Origin of the sequence: Pseudomonas sp. Z003-0.4C(8344-21) (assembly GCF_900104975.1) — a bacterium.
Taxonomy (GTDB): Bacteria; Pseudomonadota; Gammaproteobacteria; order Pseudomonadales; family Pseudomonadaceae; genus Aquipseudomonas; species Aquipseudomonas granadensis.
The window spans coordinates 1,223,996-1,246,572 of the sequence record NZ_LT629756.1 but is presented as its reverse complement, the minus strand read 5'-3'; the positions used below and the strand labels follow the sequence as shown (position 1 = coordinate 1,246,572).

The 22,577-nt window shown below is 59.5% G+C and carries 22 protein-coding genes and 4 tRNA genes; 13 read left to right on the top strand and 13 right to left on the bottom strand.

Features of this window, described 5'->3' with window-relative positions:
- The first annotated feature begins 85 nt into the window (after positions 1–85).
- From BLU24_RS05840 to BLU24_RS05830, 3 genes are all read left to right on the top strand, one after another.
- Entirely contained in the window at positions 86–1,102 is a 1,017-nt protein-coding gene (locus BLU24_RS05840; RefSeq protein ID WP_093098248.1) for a class I SAM-dependent rRNA methyltransferase, read from the top strand.
- Positions 1,103–1,323: 221 nt separating this feature from the next.
- Positions 1,324–4,275 (top strand): DUF748 domain-containing protein, encoded by a 2,952-nt coding sequence (locus BLU24_RS05835; RefSeq protein WP_093098246.1) that lies wholly within the window; start codon positions 1,324–1,326, stop codon positions 4,273–4,275.
- Positions 4,275–4,571 (top strand): DUF2845 domain-containing protein, encoded by a 297-nt coding sequence (locus BLU24_RS05830; RefSeq protein ID WP_093098244.1) that lies wholly within the window; start codon positions 4,275–4,277, stop codon positions 4,569–4,571. The genes BLU24_RS05835 and BLU24_RS05830 overlap by 1 nt, the downstream gene beginning before the upstream one ends.
- A gap of 267 nt (positions 4,572–4,838) precedes the next feature.
- Here the strand turns inward: BLU24_RS05830 and BLU24_RS05825 are convergent, their stop codons facing one another.
- Genes BLU24_RS05825 through BLU24_RS05820 form a run of 3 tightly spaced genes read right to left on the bottom strand, consistent with a single transcriptional unit; the run spans position 4,839 to position 5,912 of the window.
- On the bottom strand, positions 4,839–5,192 hold the full coding sequence (locus BLU24_RS05825) for a BON domain-containing protein (RefSeq protein ID WP_093098242.1): 354 nt from the start codon (positions 5,190–5,192) through the stop codon (positions 4,839–4,841).
- 53 nt (positions 5,193–5,245) lie between these two features.
- Entirely contained in the window at positions 5,246–5,470 is a 225-nt protein-coding gene (locus BLU24_RS27525; RefSeq protein WP_157720821.1) for a hypothetical protein, read from the bottom strand.
- 19 nt (positions 5,471–5,489) lie between these two features.
- The gene (locus BLU24_RS05820; protein ID WP_090286368.1) at positions 5,490–5,912 is read right to left on the bottom strand and encodes a pilin; all 423 of its coding nucleotides are present in this window, start codon (positions 5,910–5,912) and stop codon (positions 5,490–5,492) included.
- A 225-nt stretch (positions 5,913–6,137) separates the two neighbouring features.
- Between BLU24_RS05820 and pilB the strand changes: the two genes are divergently transcribed.
- The 5 genes from pilB to yacG are packed head-to-tail and all read left to right on the top strand — an operon-like array spanning position 6,138 to position 10,749.
- Positions 6,138–7,838, top strand: a complete 1,701-nt coding sequence (gene pilB, locus BLU24_RS05815) for a type IV-A pilus assembly ATPase PilB (RefSeq protein WP_093098240.1) — start codon at positions 6,138–6,140, stop codon at positions 7,836–7,838.
- Between the two features lie 2 nt (positions 7,839–7,840).
- Positions 7,841–9,058, top strand: a complete 1,218-nt coding sequence (locus BLU24_RS05810) for a type II secretion system F family protein (protein ID WP_093098238.1) — start codon at positions 7,841–7,843, stop codon at positions 9,056–9,058.
- A 1-nt stretch (position 9,059) separates the two neighbouring features.
- Positions 9,060–9,932, top strand: a complete 873-nt coding sequence (locus BLU24_RS05805; protein WP_093098236.1) for a prepilin peptidase — start codon at positions 9,060–9,062, stop codon at positions 9,930–9,932.
- On the top strand, positions 9,929–10,552 hold the full coding sequence (gene coaE / locus BLU24_RS05800; RefSeq protein ID WP_093098234.1) for a dephospho-CoA kinase: 624 nt from the start codon (positions 9,929–9,931) through the stop codon (positions 10,550–10,552). Before BLU24_RS05805 ends, coaE begins: the two co-directional genes overlap by 4 nt.
- Positions 10,549–10,749: a DNA gyrase inhibitor YacG gene (gene yacG / locus BLU24_RS05795; RefSeq protein ID WP_093098232.1), complete on the top strand. Its 201-nt coding sequence runs from the start codon at positions 10,549–10,551 to the stop codon at positions 10,747–10,749. The genes coaE and yacG overlap by 4 nt, the downstream gene beginning before the upstream one ends.
- A 6-nt stretch (positions 10,750–10,755) precedes the next feature.
- Here yacG and BLU24_RS05790 read toward each other — a convergent pair whose 3' ends face one another.
- Positions 10,756–10,971: a hypothetical protein gene (locus tag BLU24_RS05790; RefSeq protein ID WP_093098230.1), complete on the bottom strand. Its 216-nt coding sequence runs from the start codon at positions 10,969–10,971 to the stop codon at positions 10,756–10,758.
- Positions 10,972–11,036: 65 nt separating this feature from the next.
- Entirely contained in the window at positions 11,037–11,726 is a 690-nt protein-coding gene (locus BLU24_RS05785; RefSeq protein ID WP_093098228.1) for an energy-coupling factor ABC transporter permease, read from the bottom strand.
- Positions 11,727–11,843: 117 nt separating this feature from the next.
- Here BLU24_RS05785 and BLU24_RS05780 point away from each other — a divergent pair, with 117 nt between their 5' ends.
- From BLU24_RS05780 to BLU24_RS05760, 5 genes are all read left to right on the top strand, one after another.
- Positions 11,844–12,470 (top strand): DUF1780 domain-containing protein, encoded by a 627-nt coding sequence (locus tag BLU24_RS05780; RefSeq protein WP_007909887.1) that lies wholly within the window; start codon positions 11,844–11,846, stop codon positions 12,468–12,470.
- The gene (locus BLU24_RS05775; protein ID WP_093098226.1) at positions 12,467–12,994 is read left to right on the top strand and encodes an MOSC domain-containing protein; all 528 of its coding nucleotides are present in this window, start codon (positions 12,467–12,469) and stop codon (positions 12,992–12,994) included. The genes BLU24_RS05780 and BLU24_RS05775 overlap by 4 nt, the downstream gene beginning before the upstream one ends.
- 52 nt (positions 12,995–13,046) lie before the next feature.
- Entirely contained in the window at positions 13,047–13,220 is a 174-nt protein-coding gene (locus BLU24_RS05770; RefSeq protein ID WP_042561123.1) for a DUF3094 family protein, read from the top strand.
- Between the two features lie 63 nt (positions 13,221–13,283).
- Positions 13,284–14,582, top strand: coding sequence for an NAD(P)/FAD-dependent oxidoreductase (locus BLU24_RS05765; RefSeq protein ID WP_090286386.1), 1,299 nt, complete (start codon positions 13,284–13,286; stop codon positions 14,580–14,582).
- Between the two features lie 382 nt (positions 14,583–14,964).
- A complete protein-coding gene (locus BLU24_RS05760; RefSeq protein ID WP_090286388.1) occupies positions 14,965–15,372 on the top strand; it encodes an HvfA family oxazolone/thioamide-modified RiPP metallophore in 408 nt (135 codons plus the stop codon).
- Positions 15,373–15,432: 60 nt separating this feature from the next.
- Here BLU24_RS05760 and BLU24_RS05755 read toward each other — a convergent pair whose 3' ends face one another.
- The 8 genes from BLU24_RS05755 to rluD form a co-directional block, all read right to left on the bottom strand.
- Positions 15,433–17,058: a methyl-accepting chemotaxis protein gene (locus BLU24_RS05755; protein ID WP_093098224.1), complete on the bottom strand. Its 1,626-nt coding sequence runs from the start codon at positions 17,056–17,058 to the stop codon at positions 15,433–15,435.
- Positions 17,059–17,221: 163 nt separating this feature from the next.
- Positions 17,222–17,298 (bottom strand) — tRNA-Pro (locus BLU24_RS05750).
- A 97-nt stretch (positions 17,299–17,395) separates the two neighbouring features.
- Positions 17,396–17,471, bottom strand: a tRNA-Lys gene (locus BLU24_RS05745).
- A 5-nt stretch (positions 17,472–17,476) separates the two neighbouring features.
- Positions 17,477–17,553 (bottom strand) — tRNA-Pro (locus BLU24_RS05740).
- Positions 17,554–17,562: 9 nt separating this feature from the next.
- A tRNA-Asn gene (locus tag BLU24_RS05735) sits at positions 17,563–17,638 on the bottom strand.
- Positions 17,639–17,936: 298 nt separating this feature from the next.
- Positions 17,937–20,501 carry an ATP-dependent chaperone ClpB gene (clpB, locus tag BLU24_RS05730; protein WP_090286393.1) on the bottom strand — a complete coding sequence of 855 codons (2,565 nt, stop codon included), beginning with the start codon at positions 20,499–20,501 and terminating at the stop codon, positions 17,937–17,939.
- Between the two features lie 263 nt (positions 20,502–20,764).
- Complete coding sequence (gene pgeF / locus BLU24_RS05725) at positions 20,765–21,514, bottom strand: peptidoglycan editing factor PgeF (protein WP_093098221.1); 750 nt, start codon at positions 21,512–21,514, stop codon at positions 20,765–20,767.
- On the bottom strand, positions 21,511–22,473 hold the full coding sequence (rluD, locus tag BLU24_RS05720) for a 23S rRNA pseudouridine(1911/1915/1917) synthase RluD (RefSeq protein ID WP_016773140.1): 963 nt from the start codon (positions 22,471–22,473) through the stop codon (positions 21,511–21,513). Before rluD ends, pgeF begins: the two co-directional genes overlap by 4 nt.
- Positions 22,474–22,577: the final 104 nt, after the last annotated feature.

Below are 22,577 nucleotides of genomic sequence, written 5' to 3'. Positions count from 1 at the left end.
GCGGTCCGCATTGACTTGCAGCTTGCAGCTCGCCGCTTGAAGCTCCCAACTGATAGACTTCGCGTTTTTTCAGCAAGGCGCCCGCATGTCTTCCTTGAATCAGGCGCTGCGCGCCGCCCTCGATCAACGCCAGGACCTGCTCGCTGAGCTGCACAGCCAGGGCACCGATTGCTATCGCTTGTTCCACGGCAGCCAGGAAGGCGCCGGCGGCCTGACCATCGATCGCTACGGCCCGCAACTGCTGGTGCAGAGTTTCCACCAGACGCTGGAGCGCGACGACCTGCTGCAACTGCACGCCATGGTCAATCAGACGCTGGGCTTTGAATCCCTGCTGGTCTACAACGACCGTTCACGGGGCAACTCGCGCATCGATCGTGAAGACCACGTCTATAAAGCTGACGAGGCAGCGCTGACGGATCTGGTCGGTCACGAATGGGGTCTCAACTACCGCGTACGCGGGCGCCACGCCGGGCAGGATCCGCTGCTGTTTCTCGATCTGCGCAACACCCGCGGCTGGGTCAAGGAACACGCCAAAGGCAAATCCGTGCTTAATCTGTTCGCCTACACCTGCGGCGTGGGGCTGAGCGCTGCAGCTGGCGGCGCGAATGAGGTGTGCAACCTGGATTTCGCTGAAGGCAATCTGGCGGTCGGTCGCGAAAACGGCCTGCTCAACCCGCAGTTGCCTGAAATGCAATTCATCCAGTCCGATTATTTCCCGGCGATTCGCCAACTCGCCGGCCTGCCGATCAGCCAGCGGCGCGGCCAAAAACTGCCGAGCTATCAGCGCCTTGAACAACGTCAATACGATCTGGTGCTGCTCGACCCACCGGCCTGGGCGAAAAGCGCATTCGGCACCGTCGACCTGCTGCGCGACTATCAAAGCCTGCTCAAGCCTGCACTGCTGACCACCGCCGACAATGGCGTGCTGATCTGCTGCAACAATCTGGCGAAGGTCAGCATGGACGATTGGCGCGAACAGGTCTTGCGCTGCGCCGAGAAGTCCGGGAGGCCGGTGCGCGAATGGAGCGTGATGACCCCTGGCGCCGATTTCCCCTCGATGGATCAGCAACCGCCGTTGAAGACGCTGATTCTGCAGCTCTGACGCCTTCCTCTAGACACGCCCCCCTCCCTGTAGGAGTGAGCCTGCTCGCGATAGCGGTCTGTCAATACCAGTATTACTGACTGACACACCGCTATCGCGAGCAGGCTCACTCCTACAGTAGGGATTTTTTCCTACAGAAGAATCTGAACAATCCTGCCCCACATCAAGCGCTTCGGAACCAGATTCGCGTGCCATACTCCAAGGCACTCCGATTCAGACAGATGAAGCCGCACATGCCCAAAGGATTGATTCGCGCGATTGGCGCCTTGCTAACCGCTCTGGCGCTCTACAGCCTGCTGGGGTTTCTGATTTTGCCGGGCATTGCGCTGCGGATAGCCAATCAGCAACTCGCCAATTACGCGACCGTACCTGCGCATATCCAGCGTATCGAGCTCAACCCGTTCAGCCTTGAAGTCACACTGTGGGGGCTGGTCATCGGCGAGCCGGGCAAGGAGCAGGTCGGCTTCGAACGTCTGTACGCCGACCTGCAGATCGACAGCCTGTGGAGCAAGGCCCTGCATCTGGCGAGCATCGAACTGGACAAGCCGAAGACCGAAATCCTCTTCACCAAGGACGGCAAGCTCAACCTGCTCGGCCTGTTCAATGTGCCGGCCAGCGAACCGACGCCCGCCGACCCCGACGCCAAGCCGTTCCCGCTGCGTATCGACAACATCAAACTGGCCAGCGGCGTGGTGCACTTTCAGGATGTGCGCCCGAGCGAGCCGATCGAGTTTCTTTACGACGACCTCAGTTTCGAGCTGAAAAACCTCAGCACCCTGCCCGAAGACAGTGCCGACATGACCCTGGTCGCCATCGGCCCTGCCGGCGGGCGAATCGACTGGAGCGGTAATTTCAGCCTGATTCCGTTCACGTCCGAAGGCACCCTGAAAGTCACCGACGGCCAGATGAAAGCCTTCTGGCCCTATGTGCGCGATGCGGTGCCGCTGGTTCTCGAAAACGGCGTGGTCAGCCTCAGCACCGACTACAAACTCAACCTGTCGAAACAAACCGAACTGCTGCTCAGCAACGTCGCGGTGAGCATCGCGCCGTTCGCCATCAAGGCTCCGGACGGCCGCCCGCTGGCCAAGCTTGAACGTCTCGATGTCAGCGAAACCAGCGTCGACCTCGCCAAACAGCAGGTCGTGGTCGGCAAGATCCGCAGCCAGAAGCTGGAAACCTGGGCCGCCCTCGAAGCCGACAAGCAACTGGACTGGCAGAAACTGTTTGCCAGCCAACCGTCGAAACCGGCGGCGAAAGCCGCTGCCGAACCGGCCAGTACTCCGGCCGCAGCCGATTCACCGAAGCCTGAACCAACGGCGCCAAGCAAGCCATGGCAAGTGCTGCTTAAAGATGTGCAGTTGCGCAACTACACCGTGCACCTCGCCGATCGCTCGGCGCAACCGCCGGTGACGCTGGACCTGACGCCGCTGAACGTCGATCTGCAGGATTTCGACAGTCTCAATGGTTCGCCCTTCAAGCTCAAGCTCGACAGCGGCGTAGGTAAGCAAGGCAAGATTTTCGCCGACGGCACGCTCAACCTCGCCCCGGTCAACGCGCAGCTCAACGTCAAGACCCAGGACATCGACCTGCGTGTCGCCCAGTCGTACATCAATCCGTTCATTCGCCTGGAACTGCGCAGCGGCATGCTCGGCAGCGATCTGAAGGTCAACCTCAAGAGTACCGAACCGCTGGCTCTCAACGTGACCGGGCGCGCGCAGATCGATCAGCTGCACACCCTGGACACCCTGAAAACCCGCGACTTCCTCAAGTGGCAGCAAGTGGTGGTCGAAGGCCTGAATTACCAGCACGGTGATAGCTTGTCGATCGACAAGGTCAACCTGTTCCAGCCTTACGCGCGGTTCATGATCAACGATGACCGCAGTACCAACATCGACGATCTGCTGATTCCGCAACCGGCCGACAACGGCGCAAAAAGCACCGGCGCGAAACCGGCAAGCAATGAAAAACCCTTGGGTATTCACATCGGCGGCATCGCGATCAACGATGGCTCGGCCAACTTCGCCGACTTCAGCCTGACGCCGAACTTTGCCACCGCCGTGCAGCAACTCAACGGTCAGATCGGCACCATCGACAGCCGTCAGGCGAAACCGGCCAGCGTCGATATCAAAGGCAAGGTCGACCGTTATGCACCGGTCACCATCAAAGGCGCAGTCAACCCGTTCGACCCGATGGCCAGCCTCGACATCGCCACCAGTTTCAAACGCGTCGAGCTGACCACGCTGACGCCCTACTCCGGCAAGTTCGCCGGCTATCGAATCCGCAAGGGCCGGCTCAATCTTGATCTGCATTACCTGATTACCAAGGGACAACTCAAAGCCGAGAACAAAGTGGTGGTCGAACAATTGCAGCTCGGTGAGAAGGTCGACAGCCCGGATGCCGTGAGCTTGCCGTTGAAACTTGCGATTGCCCTGCTCAAGGACGTCGACGGCAAGATCTCCATCGAACTGCCGGTGACCGGTGACTTGAACAACCCGCAGTTCAGCGTGATGCCGATTGTCTGGCAGACCCTGCGCAACCTGATCGTCAAAGCCGCCGCGGCGCCGTTCAAGATGATTGGCGGACTGGTCAGTGGTGGCGGCTCCGAGGACCTCGGCACTGTGTCCTTCGCGCCGGGCTCCAGCGATCTGAGCAAGGATGCTGAAGCCGCGCTGGTGAAACTGTCCCAGGCGCTCAAGGAACGTCCGGCCTTGCGCCTGGAGATCGAAGGCACCGCCGCGAAAAGCAGCGATGGTCCGCTACTCGCCGAGCAGCGTCTGGAACGTGAATATCAATACAACTACTACAAGATGCTCCAGCGCCGAGGCGATAAAGTCCCCGCGCAGGCCTCGCTCCTGCAAGTACCCGACGGCGAAAAAGGCCCGCTGCTGGAGGGCATTTACCGCACCCGTTTGAAAACCCAGCCACCGGCCGAATGGAAGGATCTGGGCAAGGAAGAACGCACCGCGAAAATGCGCGAAGGCGTGGTCAAGTTCTGGAGCGGCAGCGATGTGTTGCTGCGTCAGCTGGGACAGGACCGCGCCAGCACCATCAAGGATTACCTGGTCGACAAGGGCAAGCTTGAGGATGACCGCGTGTATTTCATCGATGCCAGTCTCGGCGAGGCCGAAAGCGATGGCCGGGTGGTGACGCAAATGCACCTGGATGCAGAGTGATGAATTGCAAATGGCTGGCCGCCGCCGCGCTGGTATTCGCCGCCAGCCATGCCGCGGCGTCCGATACGCTGCGTTGCGGCAGCCAGTTGATCAGTCTTGGCGACCGCACCAGCGAAGTCCTGCAGAAGTGCGGCGAGCCGGTCAGCCGTGACGTGCTCGGCTACAAGCGCAGCGCCAACCGCCGCGAGGAGTTTCAGGTCGAGGAATGGACCTACGGCCCCAGCAACGGCATGTATCAATACCTGCGCTTCGAGGGCAACCGCTTGCGGCAGATCAACAGCAAACGCGGCCCCTGATCCAACACCATCCCCCCGTAGGAGTGAACCTGCTCGCGATAGCGGATTGTCGGTCAACGCTTGAACAACTGACAAAACGCTATCGCGAGCAAGCTCACTCCTACCTTTGATTGGGTCGCCCCTGAAATAGAACAGGCCCCGACACAAGTGCCGGGGCCTGTAATGGTCACCTCCGTGTGACCGTTCGCATGAACTCTAAAGGTGCGGCAGACGTATGGCTCGGCCCGTCTGTCGCGTCTTCTCCCGGTCCAGGCGAGAAGCCTTGCCTTACTCGGCTTTCAGGCCGTCAGCGGAAACCGCTTTAACGCCTTTGATTTTTTTGGCGATCGACACGGCTACGTCTTTTTGCGATTCACTCACCGGAGCGGTCGACGACAGGGATACCACACCTTTGTTGGTTTCTACTTTGATATCGGTGCCTGGAATGCCTTTTTCGGTGACCAGATCAGCTTTGACCTTGGTGGTGATCCAGGTATCGGAAGTGTCCTGCTTCATCTCGGTAACTTCACCGGCAGCCAGAACCATTGGCGACTGGGTAGCCTGAGTGGTCTGGGCGAAAGCGCCGCCAGCCATGGTCAGGGTCAGAGCGGTAGCAGCGGCAGTGATAGCGAACTTCTTCATACGAGTAACTCCTGTTTTTCTGGAAAGTCTGCTGGGATATGTCTTCAGCAGGGTTACCAAGGTAGTTGCGAACGCTGTGCCAACTTTTTTGATTCGATAAAACCCTTATAAAACAATGCCTTAACGAAATGACCAATTTTCATTTTCATGCAATTTGCATGACTTGGGCGTATTTCGCATGCAAGTTGCGGTTTTTTGGAAAGTTCATAAGCTGCTGAAATTATTGAAGCTTTTTTCAAGCGCAGCGCCATGAAAAATGCCCCGCAGAGGCGGGGCATCGGGTCCTGCGGCAGCAACCTATGTACCGCTGGCAGTGCAGCCTTTAGGTGAGTAATCAGGTGAAACGTTGGTTGTGCATGCCCAGCCAGTCGTAGCCGTACGAGTCAGCGTAATTGTTTTCCCCAACACCGGTGCCGGAGCGTTGGCAATCGTGCAAACGATGGTACCCGCACCATCTGCAGCGGTCCCCGAAGCAGACAAAGCACAGTTGGAAGTGGTGGTCACCGCATCGCCCTTCACAATTGCCAGTGTCGGGTTCGTCCCTTGGTTGATCGTATCTTCAAACGGTATTTTCAGTGCGCTGATTTCCGCCAACCCCGCCGTCACCTTCGACCGCGCCTGATACTTCGAATATTGCGGCAAGGCGATGGTCGCCAAAATCCCGATGATCGCCACCACGATCAGCAGCTCGATCAGGGTAAAACCTTGTTGTTTTTTCATAGACACGCTCCATGCATGAGGGGAAATCTCATGATCTGAAAGAAACCCAGCATAGGCCATGCCACTGCCTCGGAGCCCTGTCTGCCGGGCGCGAACTGCGCACTGCGCCGTTTCCTACAACCTGCAACCGCACTATCTGACACTTTTTGTCACCTGCATCGGCCGTGTTTGGCGCTGTCACTTGACTAGGCTATAAGTCATGAACGCCAAGCACGCGGAATCCACATGAATGACATCGCTCTGAGCGGTCTGGCCAAGCAATTGGTGCAGGCCGAACTGCTGACGGAACAAGGTGCCCAGCAAGCCTGGCAGCAGGCACAGCGCAATCGCGTGTCGCTGGTGAACTACTTGGTGCACAACAAACTGGTGAAGAGCCGGCAGATCGCCGAGATTGCCTCGGAACACTTTGGTATGGCCCTGCTCGATCTCAGTTGCCTCGATAAGGAAACCCAGCCCAAGGGCCTGGTCAGCGAAAAACTGATACGCCAGCACTGCGCTCTACCATTGTGGCGACGCGGCAACAAACTGTTCGTGGGCCTTTCCGACCCGAGCAACCAGCAGGCAATCAGTGATATTCAGTTCAGTACAGGCCTGAGTACCGAAGCGATTCTGGTCGAGGATGACAAGCTCAGCGATGCCATCGACAAGTTCTTCGATACTCACGCGACCGGCCTCGAGGAAATGGCCGACGTCGACCTCGACGGCCTTGATGTCGAGTCCGTCAGCGACAGCAAACAGGACGCCATCGGCGGGCTCGATGCCGACGATGCGCCGGTGGTGCGCTTCGTTCACAAGATGCTGCTCGACGCGATCAAAAGCGGCTCCTCCGACCTGCACTTCGAACCTTATGAGAAGAACTATCGGGTGCGGGTGCGCACCGACGGCATGCTGCGCGAAGTGGCCAAACCGCCGATTCAACTGGCCGGGCGCATTGCCGCGCGCCTGAAGGTCATGGCCAGCCTTGATATTTCAGAGCGGCGCAAACCGCAGGACGGGCGGATCAAGATGCGCCTGTCGAAAAGCAAGTCGATCGACTTTCGGGTCAATACCCTGCCGACGCTGTGGGGTGAAAAAGTGGTGATCCGGATTCTCGACCCGTCCAGCGCGCAGATGGGTATCGATGCGCTCGGTTATGAGCCGGAACAGAAAGAGTTGTACATGGCCGCGCTGAAACAGCCGCAAGGCATGATTCTGGTCACCGGCCCCACCGGTTCGGGGAAAACCGTGTCGTTGTACACCGGGCTGAATATCCTCAACACCGTCGACATCAACATCTCCACCGCCGAAGACCCGGTAGAGATCAACATGGAAGGCATCAATCAGGTCAACGTCAATCCGCGCCAGGGGCTGGATTTTGCTCAGGCTCTGCGTTCGTTTCTGCGTCAGGACCCGGACGTGATCATGGTCGGCGAGATCCGTGACCTGGAAACCGCCGAGATCGCCATCAAAGCCGCGCAGACCGGCCACCTCGTGCTCTCGACCCTGCACACCAACAGCGCCGCGGAAACCCTTACCCGCCTGCACAACATGGGCATTCCCGGTTTCAACATCGCCACCTCGGTCAGCCTGATCATCGCCCAGCGTCTGGCGCGCAAGCTGTGCAATCACTGCAAGAAACCGATTGAAGTGCCACGTGAAACCCTGATCAAGGAAGGCTTCCCCGAGGAACGCATCGGCAGTTTCACGATCTACGAGCCGGTCGGTTGCGATCATTGCAACAACGGTTACAAGGGACGCGTGGGGATTTATGAAGTGGTAAAGAACACGCCTGAGCTGCAACGCCTGATCATGGCCGAAGGCAACTCGCTGGAAATCGATATGCAGATGCGCCGCGACGGCTTCGACGATCTGCGCACCGCAGGTCTGCACAAGGCCATGCAAGGCACTACCAGCCTGGAAGAAATCAACCGGGTCACCAAGGATTGAACATGGCGGTCAAGGCAGCAAAAACCAGCACGTACGCCTGGGAAGGTACGGACCGCAAAGGCAGCAAAGTCACCGGTGAGCTGAGCGGGCAGAATGCTGCATTGATCAAGGCGCAGTTGCGCAAACAGGGGATCACTCCAGGCAAGGTGCGCAAGAAGTCGGCCTCGTTGCTGAGTTTCGGCAAACGCATCAAGGCCCAGGACATCGCCCTGTTCACCCGGCAAATGGCAACGATGATGAAGGCCGGCGTGCCGCTGTTGCAGTCGTTCGACATCATCGGCGAAGGCTTCGAAAACCCGGCGATGCGCAAAGTCATCGACGAGGTCAAACAAGAGGTCGCCGCCGGTAACAGCTTTGCCGCAGCGCTACGCAAGAAGCCGCAGTACTTCGACGAGCTGTATTGCAACCTGGTCGATGCCGGCGAGCAGTCCGGCGCGCTCGATACCCTGCTCGAACGCGTCGCCACCTATAAAGAAAAAAGTGAAGCGCTCAAGGCCAAGATCAAGAAAGCCATGACGTACCCGAGCGCCGTCCTCCTGGTGGCGGCCGTGGTGACCGGCATTCTGCTGGTCAAAGTGGTGCCGCAGTTTCAGTCAGTGTTTTCCGGGTTTGGCGCCGAGTTGCCAGGGTTTACCTTGATGGTGATCAGCCTGTCTGAATTCATGCAGCAATGGTGGTGGGCGATTCTCGGCGCACTGATCGCGGCATTTTTCGGCACCCGCCATGCACTGAAAAAGTCTCAAGCGTTGCGCGATCGCCGCGACGCCTGGCTGCTGAAATTGCCATTGGTCGGCACGCTGATGTACAAGTCTGCCGTGGCGCGATTTGCCCGCACTTTGTCGACCACCTTCGCTGCCGGCGTGCCGCTGGTGGAAGCCCTCGACTCGGTTGCGGGCGCTGCGGGCAATGTCGTGTTCAAACGTGCCATCCTGCGGATCCGCCAGGACGTCTCCACCGGCATGCAGCTGAATTTTTCCATGCGCAGCACCGGAGTCTTCCCGACCATGGCCGTGCAGATGACCGCGATTGGCGAAGAGTCCGGGGCGCTGGACGATATGCTCGACAAGGTCGCCGGCTTTTACGAAGAGGAAGTGGATAACATGGTCGACAACCTCACCAGCCTGATGGAGCCGTTCATCATGGTCGTGCTCGGGGTCGTCGTCGGCGGTCTGGTGGTGGCCATGTACCTGCCGATCTTCCAGCTCGGCTCAGCAGTCTGATATGCCCCTCGACGAATTGTTCGGCCTCTATCCGCTGGCCTTTGTCGGCGCCGCGCTGCTGCTCGGGCTGGTGGTTGGCAGCTTTCTCAATGTGCTGGTCTGGCGCCTGCCGAAAATGCTCGAACGCGACTGGCGCCAGCAGGCACACGACGTGCTCGGCCTGCCGATCGAGACGCCACAACCCACTTACAACCTGATGCTGCCGCACTCGCAATGCCCGCACTGCGCACACCGGATTCGCGCTTGGGAAAACATCCCCGTGCTGAGTTATCTGTGCCTGCGTGGTCGTTGCTCGGCGTGTGCTGCGCCCATCAGCAAGCGTTACCCGCTGACCGAATTGACCTGCGGTGTACTGTCGGCCTTCATCGCCTGGCATTTCGGTTTCGGCTGGCAGGCGGGGCTGCTGATGTTCCTCACCTGGGGCTTGCTGGCGATGAGTCTGATCGACACCGAACATCAATTGCTGCCCGATGTGCTGGTGCTGCCGTTGTTGTGGCTGGGGCTGATCGTCAACAGCTTCGGGCTGTTCGTGCCGTTGCACGATGCATTGTGGGGGGCGGTGGCCGGTTATCTGGCGCTGTGGTCGGTGTTCTGGCTGTTCAAGCTGCTGACCGGCAAGGACGGCATCGGCCACGGTGACTTTAAATTATTGGCGCTGCTGGGCGCGTGGGGCGGCTGGCAGATTCTACCGCTGACGATTCTGCTGGCATCGCTGGTCGGCGCCATGATCGGCGTGATTCTGCTGCGCCTGCGCGAGCAGAAAACCTCGACGCCGATTCCTTTCGGCCCCTATCTGGCCATTGCCGGCTGGATTGCCTTGCTCTGGGGTGGTCAAATAACCGACTTCTATTGGCAGTTTGTCGGTTTGAAATGAATACCCCTGTGGAAACACCCTGGATTCTCGGCCTCACCGGCGGCATCGGCAGCGGCAAAAGCGCGGCGGCGCAGCACTTCATCGACCTCGGCGTGCATGTCGTCGATGCCGACCACGCGGCGCGCTGGGTGGTCGAACCCGGGCGCCCGGCGCTGGCGCAGATTGCCGATCATTTCGGCGCCGAGGTGTTGCAAAGCGACGGCACGCTGAACCGTGCAGCCCTGCGCAAGCTGATCTTCGAAGTGCCGGAGCAACGGCGCTGGCTGGAAGCGCTGCTGCACCCGTTGATCGCCGAGGAAATCGCTCATCACCTGGCGCTGGCAAAATCGCCTTATGCGATTCTGGTTTCGCCGCTGTTGATCGAGTCCGGGCAATACAGCATGACCCAGCGGATCCTGGTGATCGATGCCCCGCAATCACTGCAGATCGAACGCACCTTGCAACGTGACCAGACCAGCGCCGAGCAGGTTCAGGCGATCCTAAAGGCCCAACTGAGCCGCGAAGACCGCGTGAGCCGTGCCGACGACGTGGTGGTCAATGACCGCGACCTCGCCTGGCTGCACAGCGAGATCGAGCGTCTGCATCACTTTTACCTGACTTTATCCGGAGGCCAAGCATGAGCCAGACCCCAACCGTTGAATGCCCGACCTGTGGCGCCCCCGTGGAATTTATCCCGGCCAACAAGTTTCGCCCGTTCTGTTCAGACCGCTGCAAGCTGATCGACCTTGGCGCCTGGGCCTCGGAAGAACACAAGATTCCGGTCGCTCCGGATGCCGAAGACGAACTGTTTTCCGGCGATTTCGATCCGCGTCACTGAGCCCGATCAAGGCCGCATGAAGCCGTAGTCCTGCTGGTCGTCGAGGTTTTCCGCAAGAAAACGCAACTCGTCGGCCAGATCTTCGGCGTTGCGCACAGCCTTGCTCTGCTGAACCACGGCACTGAGCAAGGCGCGCAAGCTCAACCCTGGGTCAAACCCGACCTCCTGCGCCATCTCCAGACTCTGCCGGGTTTCCTGCCTCGCCCATTCGTACACACTCATGCCGCTGCTCCTGAAGGGATTTGCGTGAGCATGAAATTTTCCGCCGATGGCGGATTTGATGTGGATCAAGGCTTGCGATCGTCGTCATTCCACGGCGCCGAGAGGTAGCGCGTACGGTTGAAGGTTTCCAGCCATTCCGGACTGAACACCACCAGCGCACTGACGATCATCCCGTTGATGAAGGCCTCGGGGAAAATGATCAGCCACACGTAACCAATGAAATCTTCCAGCCACTCCGGCATGGCGAAGATACCGTCGAACCACAGCAGCGTCAGGCTGAAGATCAGACACAGCAGCGCCGACAATGCCGCAGCAAAAAAACCGGAACAGAAGATGTACACGAACGGATTGCGCGGCTGCGCACGCTCGACGAGGATGGCCACGCACTCGGTGACCAGCACCGGCAGCAAAATGAACAAGGCACCATTGACCCCCAATGCCGCAAGGTCCTGCCGCCCGAGCAGCACCAGGCCGATCTGCGCCACCAGCCCGCCAATGATCGCCAGAGGCCAGTCCAGCAACAGGGTCACTGCGGTCATGCCGAGGAAGTGATAAGACACGCCGGTATCGAAATCCCGGCGCATCAGCCACAGCAGAAACAAGGCGAACACCGTTGCGAACAGCAAATGCTGACGCCGATTGTCACTGAACAACTCGACCCACGGCGCGCGCACGATCGCCCACAGCAGCACCGGCAGATAAATCAGCCAGCCGAGCGTCAGACTCGCCGAGGACAGCAGTTCGGCACCGATCATGATTCCCTCACCTTCTCCATGGACATACCGCCTCGTCGCAGTCTACACCGCCACCGGATGCGCACCAGCCGATGCAAAGCTATCTGCTTGTCGCATTTGAACGCTAAGCTTGGGCTTATGGATGACTCAGATTACTTACGCCTGCTGACCATCGCGGCCGAGCAAGCCAACGCCTTTCTGTCCAATGCCCGCAAATGGGAGCGTGAGCGTTGGGTTTGCCAACGCCTGCTGCAAGGTCTCAACATCCCCTACCGCGCCGACGAATTCGCGCCGGCCGGTGAGCCGCCGGATGTGCTGTTTCGGGATGCCAACTTCGAAGTATTTTTTGTGCTCGATGAAGGTCGTCGGCTCAACGATGAATGGCGCGATGAACTGCAGCGGCGCCGCAGTGCATTTTCCCTCAGCCAACTGGTGCGCCGTGAAGCCAAGCCCAAGCGGATTCCGGCCAACGAATTTCTCCTGCGGCTGGCCCCGACCCTGCGCAAGAAGGCCCACAACTACAAGGAACGCGGCATGGATCTGGGCGAACTGGACATCATTGCTTTCGCCAGCCTCAAACGCGAAGTGCTGGACCTGAACAGTCACTTTCCACCGCCGACCGAATATTTGCGTCAGGGCTGGCGCTCGCTGTCGCTGGTCGGCCCGACGTTCGCCCGCGTGTTGTTCGCACACCCGGATGCACCGGATTTTCTGCGCAGCAACCTGGGGCGCAGCATTGTGTTTGATGTCGGGATCAGCCTGTGACGCCACTCCAACAATTGATTGCCGATGTGCCGCAAACCGGACGAGTGCGCTGGATTGGCGTGCGTCCCGAATCACGCGGACCGATGCTTGAGCTCGATGCCGTGGAGGCGCGCCTGGAAGCCGGCTTGACCGGCGATCATGCCCGGCCCGGCGTGCGCAACGCGCGCCAGGTGACACTGATTCAGTGGGAGCATCTGGCGGTGATCAACGCTTTGATGGGCCGCCCTGACGACAATCCGGTCAGGCCTGAAGACCTGCGGCGCAATCTGGTCATCAGCGGTATCAATCTGTTTAGTCTGAAGGGTCGGCGTTTTCGCATCGGTCAGGCAATATTCGAAACCACCGGCTGGTGCCAACCGTGTGCACGTCTGCAGAACAACCTCGGCCCGGGCACCTTTCAAGCGGTGCGCGGACATGGCGGAATCACCGCGCGGGTGTTACAAAGCGGGATCATTCGCCTCGACGACCGGGTCAGCGTCGAACCGGTGCCGGACAGCGGCTATGCTGCGTTCAACCCCGGATAAAAAACCGCTGTAGCGTGTGCCCATTCAGCAACGTCTACCTGACGAGGCCAATATGACCAGCCGCCTGAAACCCGAAGACCAAAAGCATGTCGAAGAGTACCTGCAACTGTCCCAACACCGAGTCGAGCGCCGACCTTTCCGGCCGTGGATGCTCCTGGTGCTGGTGCTGGCAGTGACCATTGGTCTTGGCCTGTTGAGCCGATTCATCAGTTACCTGACGCTATGAGCAGCTTCGCGCTCGCTTGGGTAACCGCACCGATTTCCTTTAAAAACCTTGCGAGTTATCCCTATGTCCCATCGTATTGTCATTGTCGGCGGCGGCGCCGGCGGTCTGGAGTTGGCTACCCGTCTGGGTAAGACCCTGGGCAAGCGCGGCACCGCCAGCGTGATGCTGGTCGACGCCAACCTCACCCACATCTGGAAACCGCTGCTGCACGAAGTGGCCGCCGGGTCGCTGAACTCTTCCGAAGACGAACTCAACTATGTCGCCCAGGCGAAATGGAATCACTTCGAGTTCCAGCTCGGGCGAATGAGCGGGCTTGATCGGGCGCAGAAGAAAATCCAGCTGGCGGCCACCTACGACGAAAACGGCATCGAACTGGTCCCGGCGCGTGAAGTGCCCTACGACTCGCTGGTGATCAGCGTCGGCAGCACCACCAACGATTTCGGCACTCAGGGCGCGGCGCAGCACTGCCTGTTCCTCGACACCCGCAAGCAGGCCGAGCGCTTTCACCAGCAACTGCTCAACCACTATCTGCGTGCGCACGCCGGGCAAACCGATGTGGTCGAGCAGATCAGCGTGGCCATCGTCGGTGCCGGCGCCACCGGCGTCGAACTGGCGGCCGAGCTGCACAACGCTGCGCATGAACTGGCGGCCTATGGTCTGGACCGGATCAAACCGGAAAACATGCACATCACCTTGATCGAGGCCGGCCCACGGGTGTTGCCCGCGCTGCCGGAACGCATCAGCGGGCCGGTGCACAAGACCCTGGAAAAACTCGGGGTCAATGTGCTGACCAATGCTTCGGTCAGCGAAGTGACTGCCGACAGCCTGATCACCGCCGACGGCAACCAGATCAAGGCCAGCCTGAAAGTCTGGGCGGCGGGTATTCGCGCACCGGGTTTCCTCAAGGACATCGACGGTCTGGAAACCAACCGCATTAATCAGCTGCAAGTGCTGCCGACCCTGCAGACCACCCGCGACGAAAACATCTTCGCTTTCGGTGATTGCGCCGCATGCCCGCAACCGGGAAGCGATCGCAACGTACCGCCACGGGCCCAAGCGGCACACCAGCAGGCCTCGCTGCTGGCCAAGTCGCTGAAGCTGCGCATCGAAGGCAAGACCCTGCCGGAGTACAAATACACCGACTACGGCTCGCTGATCTCGCTGTCGCGTTTTTCGGCGGTGGGTAACCTGATGGGCAATCTGACGGGCAGCGTGATGCTCGAAGGCTGGCTGGCGCGGATGTTTTACGTATCGTTGTACCGCATGCACCAGATGGCGTTGTACGGACCGTTTCGCACGGCGATGCTGATGCTGGGCAGCAAGATCGGCCGCGGTACCGAGCCGCGTCTGAAGCTGCATTGATCAAGGCCTGGGAAGGCAAATCCTGACCCAGTACACCTCTGCTTTGGGAGCCAGCCTGCTGGCTCCCACACTTTTTTGTGCCTGGCTCGGAGTCGGGGCTACACGCCGACCATTGTAGGAGTGAGCCTGCTCGCGATAGCGGTGAATCAGCCAAGTCGATTTGACTGACGCACCGCTATCGCGAGCAGGCTCACTCCTACATTTGCCCTGCATTTCTGTCTCGTAATGTATCCCCCTAGGCATATCTCACTTTCTCTTACAAACCCCGCGCGCCACGACACAGTCGCGATACACCGCCACCGCTTAATGGCCACACCCGAGCGCACCTGCTCAGGGCTTCGTCCTTAACGTGTGGCTGCGCTGTGCAGCCAGGAGAATGTCAATGTCGCGTACTTCGACCCTCGGTAAAAAATCCATTGGCCTGTTCGGCGCCGCGCTCGCCGGTGGGCTGATGTTGTCCGGTTCAGTGTTTGCTGCCCAGCCCTTGGCACAGGGCTACATGGTCGCCTCCGCGGAAACTTCGGTGAAAGCGCCGGAAGGCAAATGCGGTGAAGGTAAATGCGGCGATGCTTCGATGGCCAAGACCGACAGCGACGGTGACGGCAAGGTGTCCCGTGCGGAGTTCATCAAGGTCGCGCCGAAGTCCGACTTCGACAAGATCGACACCAACCATGACGGTTTCATCGACGAGCAAGAGGCCTACAACAACGTGAAGGCCAACTTCGAAGCCAATGGCAAGAAGATGCCCAAAGGCCTGTTCGAGCATCTGAAGGATCAAGACGGCGCCTGATTCAGCAGGCAATCAAGCCGCGCTTTTTAAAGAAAAGCGCGGCTTTTTCATATCTGGCACTTACAACTGAAAGCGCCGCACCATGCCTTGCAGGGCGTTGGCCAGTTTCGACAATTCGTGGCTGGAGGCGCTGGTCTGGTCGGCACCTGCCGCGGAGCGTACCGACAAATCACGAATGTTGACCAGATTGCGATCCACTTCCCGCGCCACCTGCGCCTGTTCCTCGGCAGCGCTGGCGATGACCAGATTACGCTCGTGAATCTCGTGCACTGACGCGGTGATCGTCTGCAACGCTTCACCGGCGCGCGCCGCCATGCTCAGCGTGGTATTTGCACGCGCCGCACTGGCCTGCATCGACTCCAGCGCCAGACTCGAGCCGTTGCGCATGCCCTGCACCATCTGCTCGATTTCCTGGGTCGATTGCTGGGTGCGATGGGCCAGCGCGCGCACCTCATCGGCGACCACGGCAAAACCGCGCCCGCTTTCGCCCGCCCGCGCCGCTTCAATCGCCGCGTTGAGCGCCAACAGGTTGGTCTGCTCGGCAATCGCGCGAATCACGTCGAGCACCTTGCCGATGTCCTGGGACTGATTGGCCAACGATTGCACCAACTCGCCGGTGTGCTGCACATCAGCGGCCAGGGCACTGATGGCGCTGGCAGTCTCGCTGACCCGCTCCTGCCCCAGTTGCGCCGAATCGCTGGATTGGCGAGTGGCGTCACTGGTCGAAACGGCGTTGCGCGCGACCTCCTCCACTGCCGTGGTCATTTCGTTGACCGCGGTGGCCGCCTGTTCGATTTCATTGTTCTGCTGTTGCAGGCCCTGGGAGCTGTCGAGCGTCACTGCGTTGAGTTCGTCGGCAGCGGAGGCCAGTTGCGTGGCCGAGCCGCTGATGCCCTGCAAGGTCTCGCGCAGGTTCTGCTGCATGGTCGCCAGTGCCTTGAGCAAACGGCTGACTTCGTCATTGCCCTGAGTCTCGATAGGACGGGTCAGATCGCCCTTCGCCACGCTTTCAGCGGCGCTGACTGCACTGCTCAGCGGTAGCACGATGCTGCGTGTCAGCAGCATGGCAAGCGCCACGGTCGCAAGCGCCGCCAGTGCGATGAACACGCTGACGATGGTGCGCGACGTGGCGTAATGGGCGGCTGACTTCTGGCTTTCCAGCGCGACCTGTTTGGCGAACAGATCCGCCAGGTCATTAAGTTGTTTGCCCGAGCCATCGACCACGGTTTTCATGTCGACGAGCAGCAGTTTGGTCAGCTCGTCGCGCTTGCCCTGTTCGGCCAGGGTGAACGATTGGGCAATCCCGGTGCGGTACGCGGCAAAGGTCTGCTTGAACTGGTCATAGAGCTGCTGGCCCTCTGGCGTGGTGACCAGATTGTCGTAGGCGGTGATTTTCTCGCTGAGCTCTTTGTCGCGGGTGTCCATCTGGCCGCGGTAGGTCGGGATGTTCTTCGGATCTTCGTCCAGCGCCATGCGCAAGGAGATGGTACGGATACGCAGCATCAGCTCGCGGATCTCATCGCCGCCGCGAATGCTGGGCAGCCACTGAGTCTCCACGGCGACTTCACTGTCGCGAATGCTCGACATCTGCCCGAGGGCGAATACGCCCAGCAAGGCCACCAATACCGCGATCAGGGCAAAGCCAAAGGCAGCCCGCGGAGCAATATTCAACTGACGAAGCAACATGACGAACGCCCTTATTCTTGTATTGGCCAGATGCGAGGGGCGAAGCCATGGCAGTCCCCTCGTGTTAGCGGGCTATCGGCCGGTTGTATGACGACTTGAAGGGATTTGCCTTTTCAGCAGCCAAAAAAAATCCCCGTATCTTTCGATACGAGGATTTTCAATATGGTCGGGGTAAGGGGATTCGAACTCCTGACATCCTGCTCCCAAAGCAGGCGCGCTACCGGACTGCGCTATACCCCGGTAAAAAAAAGGCGACCTTTCAAAGATCGCCTTCTTCGATCAGCGCTTTTGGCCTCTGATCTTAAGATTCGATCCCAGCGCTAACTGGTTTCAAAAATGGTGGGTCGTGTGGGATTCGAACCTACGACCAATTGGTTAAAAGCCAACTGCTCTACCAACTGAGCTAACGACCCAAAAATGGTCGGGGTAAGGGGATTCGAACTCCTGACATCCTGCTCCCAAAGCAGGCGCGCTACCGGACTGCGCTATACCCCGGTTTGAAATTGGCTCCGTGACCAGGACTCGAACCTGGGACCCAATGATTAACAGTCATTTGCTCTACCGACTGAGCTATCACGGAACTACATATTTCAATTTACAACGGTGAAACCTGAAGCTTCTCGACACCGTTTTCGCATCGCTGCGTTCGTGTGTCTGAGGCGCGCTATTCTACAACCTAGAGCACCTCTGTCAACCCCCTAAATTGCTTTCAAGTTAATGATTTGCAACTTATTTCAGTTTTCAACCCAGTGAGTTGAAACGCTGCCGGTGACTGACTGCGGGGCGCACTTTACAAGCCTTTTCCTTTGAGTTCAACAGCCTAACGAAAAAAAAGGCCCCACAATGTGGGGCCTCGGTTTTTTCCTTGCCGCATGGCATCAGTTGAAAACGATTTCCTCGTTCTCGACGGTGCCGGTTGCGGTGTCGCCTGGCATGAAGTGACCGGAAAGGATCAACTGTGCCAGCGGGTTTTCGATCCAGCGCTGAATCGCACGCTTCAATGGCCGTGCGCCATAGACCGGGTCGTAACCGACGGCAATCAGCTTGTCCATCGCCTCCGGGCTCAATTCCAGCTTCAACTCGCGCTCGGCCAGACGGCTGCGCAGACGGCCCAGCTGGATCTCGGTAATGCCCGCGATCTGATCACGCGCCAGCGGCTCGAAGATCACCACTTCGTCGACGCGGTTGATGAACTCCGGACGGAAGTGCGACGTCAGCGCGTCCATCACTGCTGCACGCTGCGCTTCACGATCACCGACCAGTTCCTGGATCTGCATCGAGCCAAGGTTCGAGGTCATCACGATCACCGTGTTGCGGAAATCCACCGTACGGCCATGGCTGTCGGTCAGGCGCCCATCCTCGAGCACTTGCAGCAGGATGTTGAATACATCCGGGTGCGCCTTCTCGACTTCGTCCATCAGGATCACCGAGTAAGGCTTGCGCCGCACTGCTTCGGTCAGATAACCGCCCTCTTCATAGCCAACGTAGCCCGGTGGCGCGCCGATCAGACGAGCCACGGAATGTTTCTCCATGAACTCGGACATGTCGATACGCACCATCGCCTCTTCAGTGTCGAAGAGGAATTCGGCCAGCGCCTTGCACAGCTCGGTTTTACCGACACCGGTCGGGCCGAGGAACATGAACGAACCGCTCGGACGATTCGGGTCAGACAGCCCGGCGCGCGAACGGCGTACCGCGTTGGCCACGGCCACGACTGCTTCTTCCTGACCGATCACGCGTTTGTGCAACAGGCTTTCCATCTTCATCAGCTTGTCGCGCTCGCCTTCGAGCATTTTCGACACCGGGATGCCGGTCCATTTCGACACGACTTCGGCGATCTCTTCTTCAGTGACCTTGCTGCGCAGCAACTGGTTTTCGCTCTTGCCGTGCTGGTCGACCATTTGCAGGCTGCGCTCCAGATCCGGGATCACACCGTATTGCAACTCGGCCATGCGGTTCAGATCGCCTTTGCGCCGGGCCGCTTCCAGTTCCTGACGCGATTGCTCGATCTTCTGCTGGATCTGTGCAGAACCCTGCACTTCGGCTTTTTCCGAGTTCCAGATTTCTTCCAGATCGGAATACTCACGCTCGTGGCGCTCGATTTCTTCCTGGAGTTTTTCCAGGCGTTTCTTCGCTGCGTCGTCGCTTTCTTTCTTCAGCGCCTGGGATTCGACTTTCAGCTGAATCAGGCGCCGCTCCAGACGATCGAGCACTTCCGGCTTGGAGTCGATTTCCATGCGGATGCGGCTGGCGGCCTCGTCGATGAGGTCGATGGCCTTGTCCGGCAGTTGCCGATCAGTAATGTAGCGATGGCTGAGCTTGGCCGCGGCGATAATCGCGCCATCGGTGATCGCGACTTTATGGTGGACCTCGTAACGCTCTTTGAGGCCGCGCAGAATCGCGATGGTGTCTTCTTCGCTCGGTTCATCCACCAGCACTTTCTGGAAACGCCGCTCGAGCGCCGCGTCCTTCTCTATATATTGGCGGTACTCGTTGAGCGTGGTCGCGCCGACGCAGTGCAGCTCGCCACGGGCCAGCGCAGGCTTGAGCATGTTGCCGGCATCCATCGAGCCTTCGCCTTTACCGGCGCCGACCATGGTGTGCAGTTCGTCGATGAACAGAATGATCTGCCCTTCCTGTTTCGACAGCTCATTGAGCAAGCCTTTGAGGCGTTCTTCGAACTCACCGCGGTACTTGGCACCGGCAATCAGCGCGCCCATGTCCAGCGACAGCAGACGCTTGCCCTTGAGGCCGTCCGGCACTTCGCCGTTGATGATGCGCTGGGCCAGACCTTCGGCGATGGCAGTTTTACCCACGCCTGGCTCACCGATCAGCACCGGGTTGTTCTTGGTGCGACGTTGCAGAACCTGAATGGTACGGCGGATTTCGTCGTCACGGCCGATCACCGGATCGAGCTTGCCGTCTTCGGCACGCTTGGTCAGGTCGACGGTGTATTTATCCAGCGCCTGACGCGACTCCTCGTGATTGGCGTCGTTGACTGCTTCGCCGCCACGCAGGTTGTTGATTGCGTTTTCCAGAGCTTTCTTGCTCACGCCCTGACCGAGCAGCAACTTGCCGAGCTTGCTGTTCTCGTCCATGGCGGCGAGCAGCACCAGTTCGCTGGAGATGAACTGGTCACCCTTCTGCTGTGCAAGGCGGTCGGCCTGATTGAGCAGGCGCGCCAGATCCTGCGACATGTTCACATCGCCGGTCGGGTTCTGGATTTTCGGTAATTGATCGAGCTCTTTGGTCAGCTCTTTACGCAAGCTGTTGACGTCAAAGCCTACCTGCATCAGCAGCGGCTTGATCGAACCGCCCTGCTGTTCAAGCATGGCCTGCATCAAGTGCGCCGGCTCGATGGCCGGATGATCGTGGCCGACTGCCAACGACTGGGCGTCGGACAAGGCCAACTGTAATTTGCTGGTTAAACGGTCTATACGCATGGGTCACCTTCCTTTTGAGCAGGCCGGACCTAAGAAACCATCCTGAATAAAGAAACCTGCCAGATACCGCTATAGATGCGGTCGATTCTGCAAGATTCAAGCGTCAGAGAGTTGATACAGGTCAGGCAAGTCTAGCTGGCGCCCAGCTTCGCAAATACGATCCTCTTTTGACGAGTGGCTGTTTTCGTCAGGCAAGGCGCCGCGACGAGTCATAGCCCGCTATGGCGAGGAGCGGCAACGCCGCATGACGGGAACAGACGCCGTCAAAAAGGAATCGTATTTGTGAGGCTGGGCGCCTCAAGCCAAACGAGGGAGGCGAAGCGACCGGTGCGCGACGCGCGGCGGTAAGAGAAGAAGCGCGGGTCGGTCACGGTGCAGAAACCGCCGCCGTAAACCGCTGTTACACCACGGGCTGCCAGACGCAGGCGCGCCAATTCATAGATGTCAGCCATGAACTTGCCAGGGTTGTGGCTCGGCACGAAGGCTGTCGCCGCTTCCGGCAACTGCTTGACGAAGACTTCGCGCACTTCCGCTCCGACTTCAAAGGCTTGCGGGCCGATGGCCGGGCCGAGCCAGACCAAAACGTCTTCAGCCGAAACATCGAGGCTGTCGAGAGTTGCCTCAAGCACACCCGCCGCCAGACCGCGCCAACCGGCGTGAGCCGCAGCAACGCGAGTGCCGGCACGATCGCAGAACAATGCTGGCAGGCAATCCGCAGTCATCGCCGTGCAGGCAATTCCGGGGGTTGTCGTCCAACTGGCATCGGCGGTCGCGACTACCTCCGGATCAGCTTGTGCCACGGTAATCCCGTGCACCTGCTGCAACCAGGCAGGCTGTATGGAGAAGTGCTCAGTCAGACGCCGACGATTCTCGGCAACGGCCTCAGGACGGTCATCAACATGATCGCCCAGATTGAGGCTGTCGAACGGCGCCTCGCTGACACCACCCTCGCGGGTGGTGACGCAGGCTTTGACGCTGGCCGGCGCAGGCCAGTCCGGCGTCAGCCAGTTCATCCGACGAAGGCCTCGCGATCCTGCTTGAGCAGGGTCAGCAGCCAGACGAAATCTTCCGGCAGCGGTGATTCCCAGCTCATCCGCTCACCGCTCGTCGGGTGATCGAGTTCGAGGAAACGCGCGTGCAGGGCCTGACGGGGGAAGTGCTTGAGCGATTCGACCATGGTCGGGTTCGCTGCAGGCGGAATGCGGAAACGCCCGCCGTACGCCGGGTCGCCGACCAACGGGAAGTTGATGTGCGCCATGTGCACGCGGATCTGGTGCGTACGACCGGTTTCCAGCTTCACTCGCACGTGGGTGTGCGAACGGAAACGCTCCAGCACGCGATAATGGCTGACCGCAGGCTTGCCGCCTTCCATCACCGCCATGCGTTGACGCTGCTGGCCGTGACGGCCGATCGGCGCGTTGATCTTGCCGCCCGCCGTGACCACACCGATCACGATGCACTCATAGATGCGACTGACACTGCGGCTCTGCAACTGCGCGACCAGTTTGGTCTGCGCCTGAATGGTCTTGGCCACCACCATCAGACCGGTGGTGTCCTTGTCCAGACGATGGACGATGCCGGCCCGTGGGACATTGATGATGTCCGGCACATGGTGCAACAAGGCGTTGAGCAGCGTGCCATCGGCGTGACCGGCAGCCGGGTGCACCACCAGGCCCGCAGGCTTGTTGATCACCAGAATGTCGTCGTCTTCGTAGACGATGTCGAGCTCGATGTCCTGGGCGATCCACTCGCCCTGGGCTTCCTGCTCGGCCGTCAGTTCGAGGACGGCACCGCCATGCACGATGTCGCGCGGGCGGATCACCGCCCCGTCCACAGTCAGGCGACCTTCTTTGATCCAGGCGGAAAGGCGCGAGCGCGAGTGCTCAGCGAAGAGTTGGGCGGCGACTTGATCGAGGCGTTGGCCGCCCAATTCGGACGGCACCTCTGCGCGAAGTTCTATTTTATCGGACATGCTCGGACTGGGCGTCGGCACAGCCTTTGGTTTCGGCTGCGCGCTTGTGGTTAAATACGGCGTCTTTTGCCCCGAGGCTTTTCAACGGGGCGCTCATCATAACA

Coding starts and splice junctions, on each gene's coding strand:
- pilB (WP_093098240.1), top strand. CDS start 6,138: ATGAATGACATCGCTCTGAGCGGTCTGGCCAAGCAATTGGTGCAGGCC.
- BLU24_RS05830 (WP_093098244.1), top strand. CDS start 4,275: ATGAATTGCAAATGGCTGGCCGCCGCCGCGCTGGTATTCGCCGCCAGC.
- pgeF (WP_093098221.1), bottom strand. CDS start 21,514: ATGAACTGGCTGACGCCGGACTGGCCTGCGCCGGCCAGCGTCAAAGCC.
- BLU24_RS05760 (WP_090286388.1), top strand. CDS start 14,965: ATGTCGCGTACTTCGACCCTCGGTAAAAAATCCATTGGCCTGTTCGGC.
- BLU24_RS05820 (WP_090286368.1), bottom strand. CDS start 5,912: ATGAAAAAACAACAAGGTTTTACCCTGATCGAGCTGCTGATCGTGGTG.
- BLU24_RS05810 (WP_093098238.1), top strand. CDS start 7,841: ATGGCGGTCAAGGCAGCAAAAACCAGCACGTACGCCTGGGAAGGTACG.
- BLU24_RS27525 (WP_157720821.1), bottom strand. CDS start 5,470: ATGCCCCGCCTCTGCGGGGCATTTTTCATGGCGCTGCGCTTGAAAAAA.
- BLU24_RS05805 (WP_093098236.1), top strand. CDS start 9,060: ATGCCCCTCGACGAATTGTTCGGCCTCTATCCGCTGGCCTTTGTCGGC.
- clpB (WP_090286393.1), bottom strand. CDS start 20,501: ATGCGTATAGACCGTTTAACCAGCAAATTACAGTTGGCCTTGTCCGAC.
- BLU24_RS05785 (WP_093098228.1), bottom strand. CDS start 11,726: ATGATCGGTGCCGAACTGCTGTCCTCGGCGAGTCTGACGCTCGGCTGG.
- rluD (WP_016773140.1), bottom strand. CDS start 22,473: ATGTCCGATAAAATAGAACTTCGCGCAGAGGTGCCGTCCGAATTGGGC.
- BLU24_RS05835 (WP_093098246.1), top strand. CDS start 1,324: ATGAAGCCGCACATGCCCAAAGGATTGATTCGCGCGATTGGCGCCTTG.
- BLU24_RS05825 (WP_093098242.1), bottom strand. CDS start 5,192: ATGAAGAAGTTCGCTATCACTGCCGCTGCTACCGCTCTGACCCTGACC.
- BLU24_RS05840 (WP_093098248.1), top strand. CDS start 86: ATGTCTTCCTTGAATCAGGCGCTGCGCGCCGCCCTCGATCAACGCCAG.
- BLU24_RS05790 (WP_093098230.1), bottom strand. CDS start 10,971: ATGAGTGTGTACGAATGGGCGAGGCAGGAAACCCGGCAGAGTCTGGAG.
- BLU24_RS05770 (WP_042561123.1), top strand. CDS start 13,047: ATGACCAGCCGCCTGAAACCCGAAGACCAAAAGCATGTCGAAGAGTAC.
- BLU24_RS05765 (WP_090286386.1), top strand. CDS start 13,284: ATGTCCCATCGTATTGTCATTGTCGGCGGCGGCGCCGGCGGTCTGGAG.
- BLU24_RS05780 (WP_007909887.1), top strand. CDS start 11,844: ATGGATGACTCAGATTACTTACGCCTGCTGACCATCGCGGCCGAGCAA.
- coaE (WP_093098234.1), top strand. CDS start 9,929: ATGAATACCCCTGTGGAAACACCCTGGATTCTCGGCCTCACCGGCGGC.
- yacG (WP_093098232.1), top strand. CDS start 10,549: ATGAGCCAGACCCCAACCGTTGAATGCCCGACCTGTGGCGCCCCCGTG.
- BLU24_RS05755 (WP_093098224.1), bottom strand. CDS start 17,058: ATGTTGCTTCGTCAGTTGAATATTGCTCCGCGGGCTGCCTTTGGCTTT.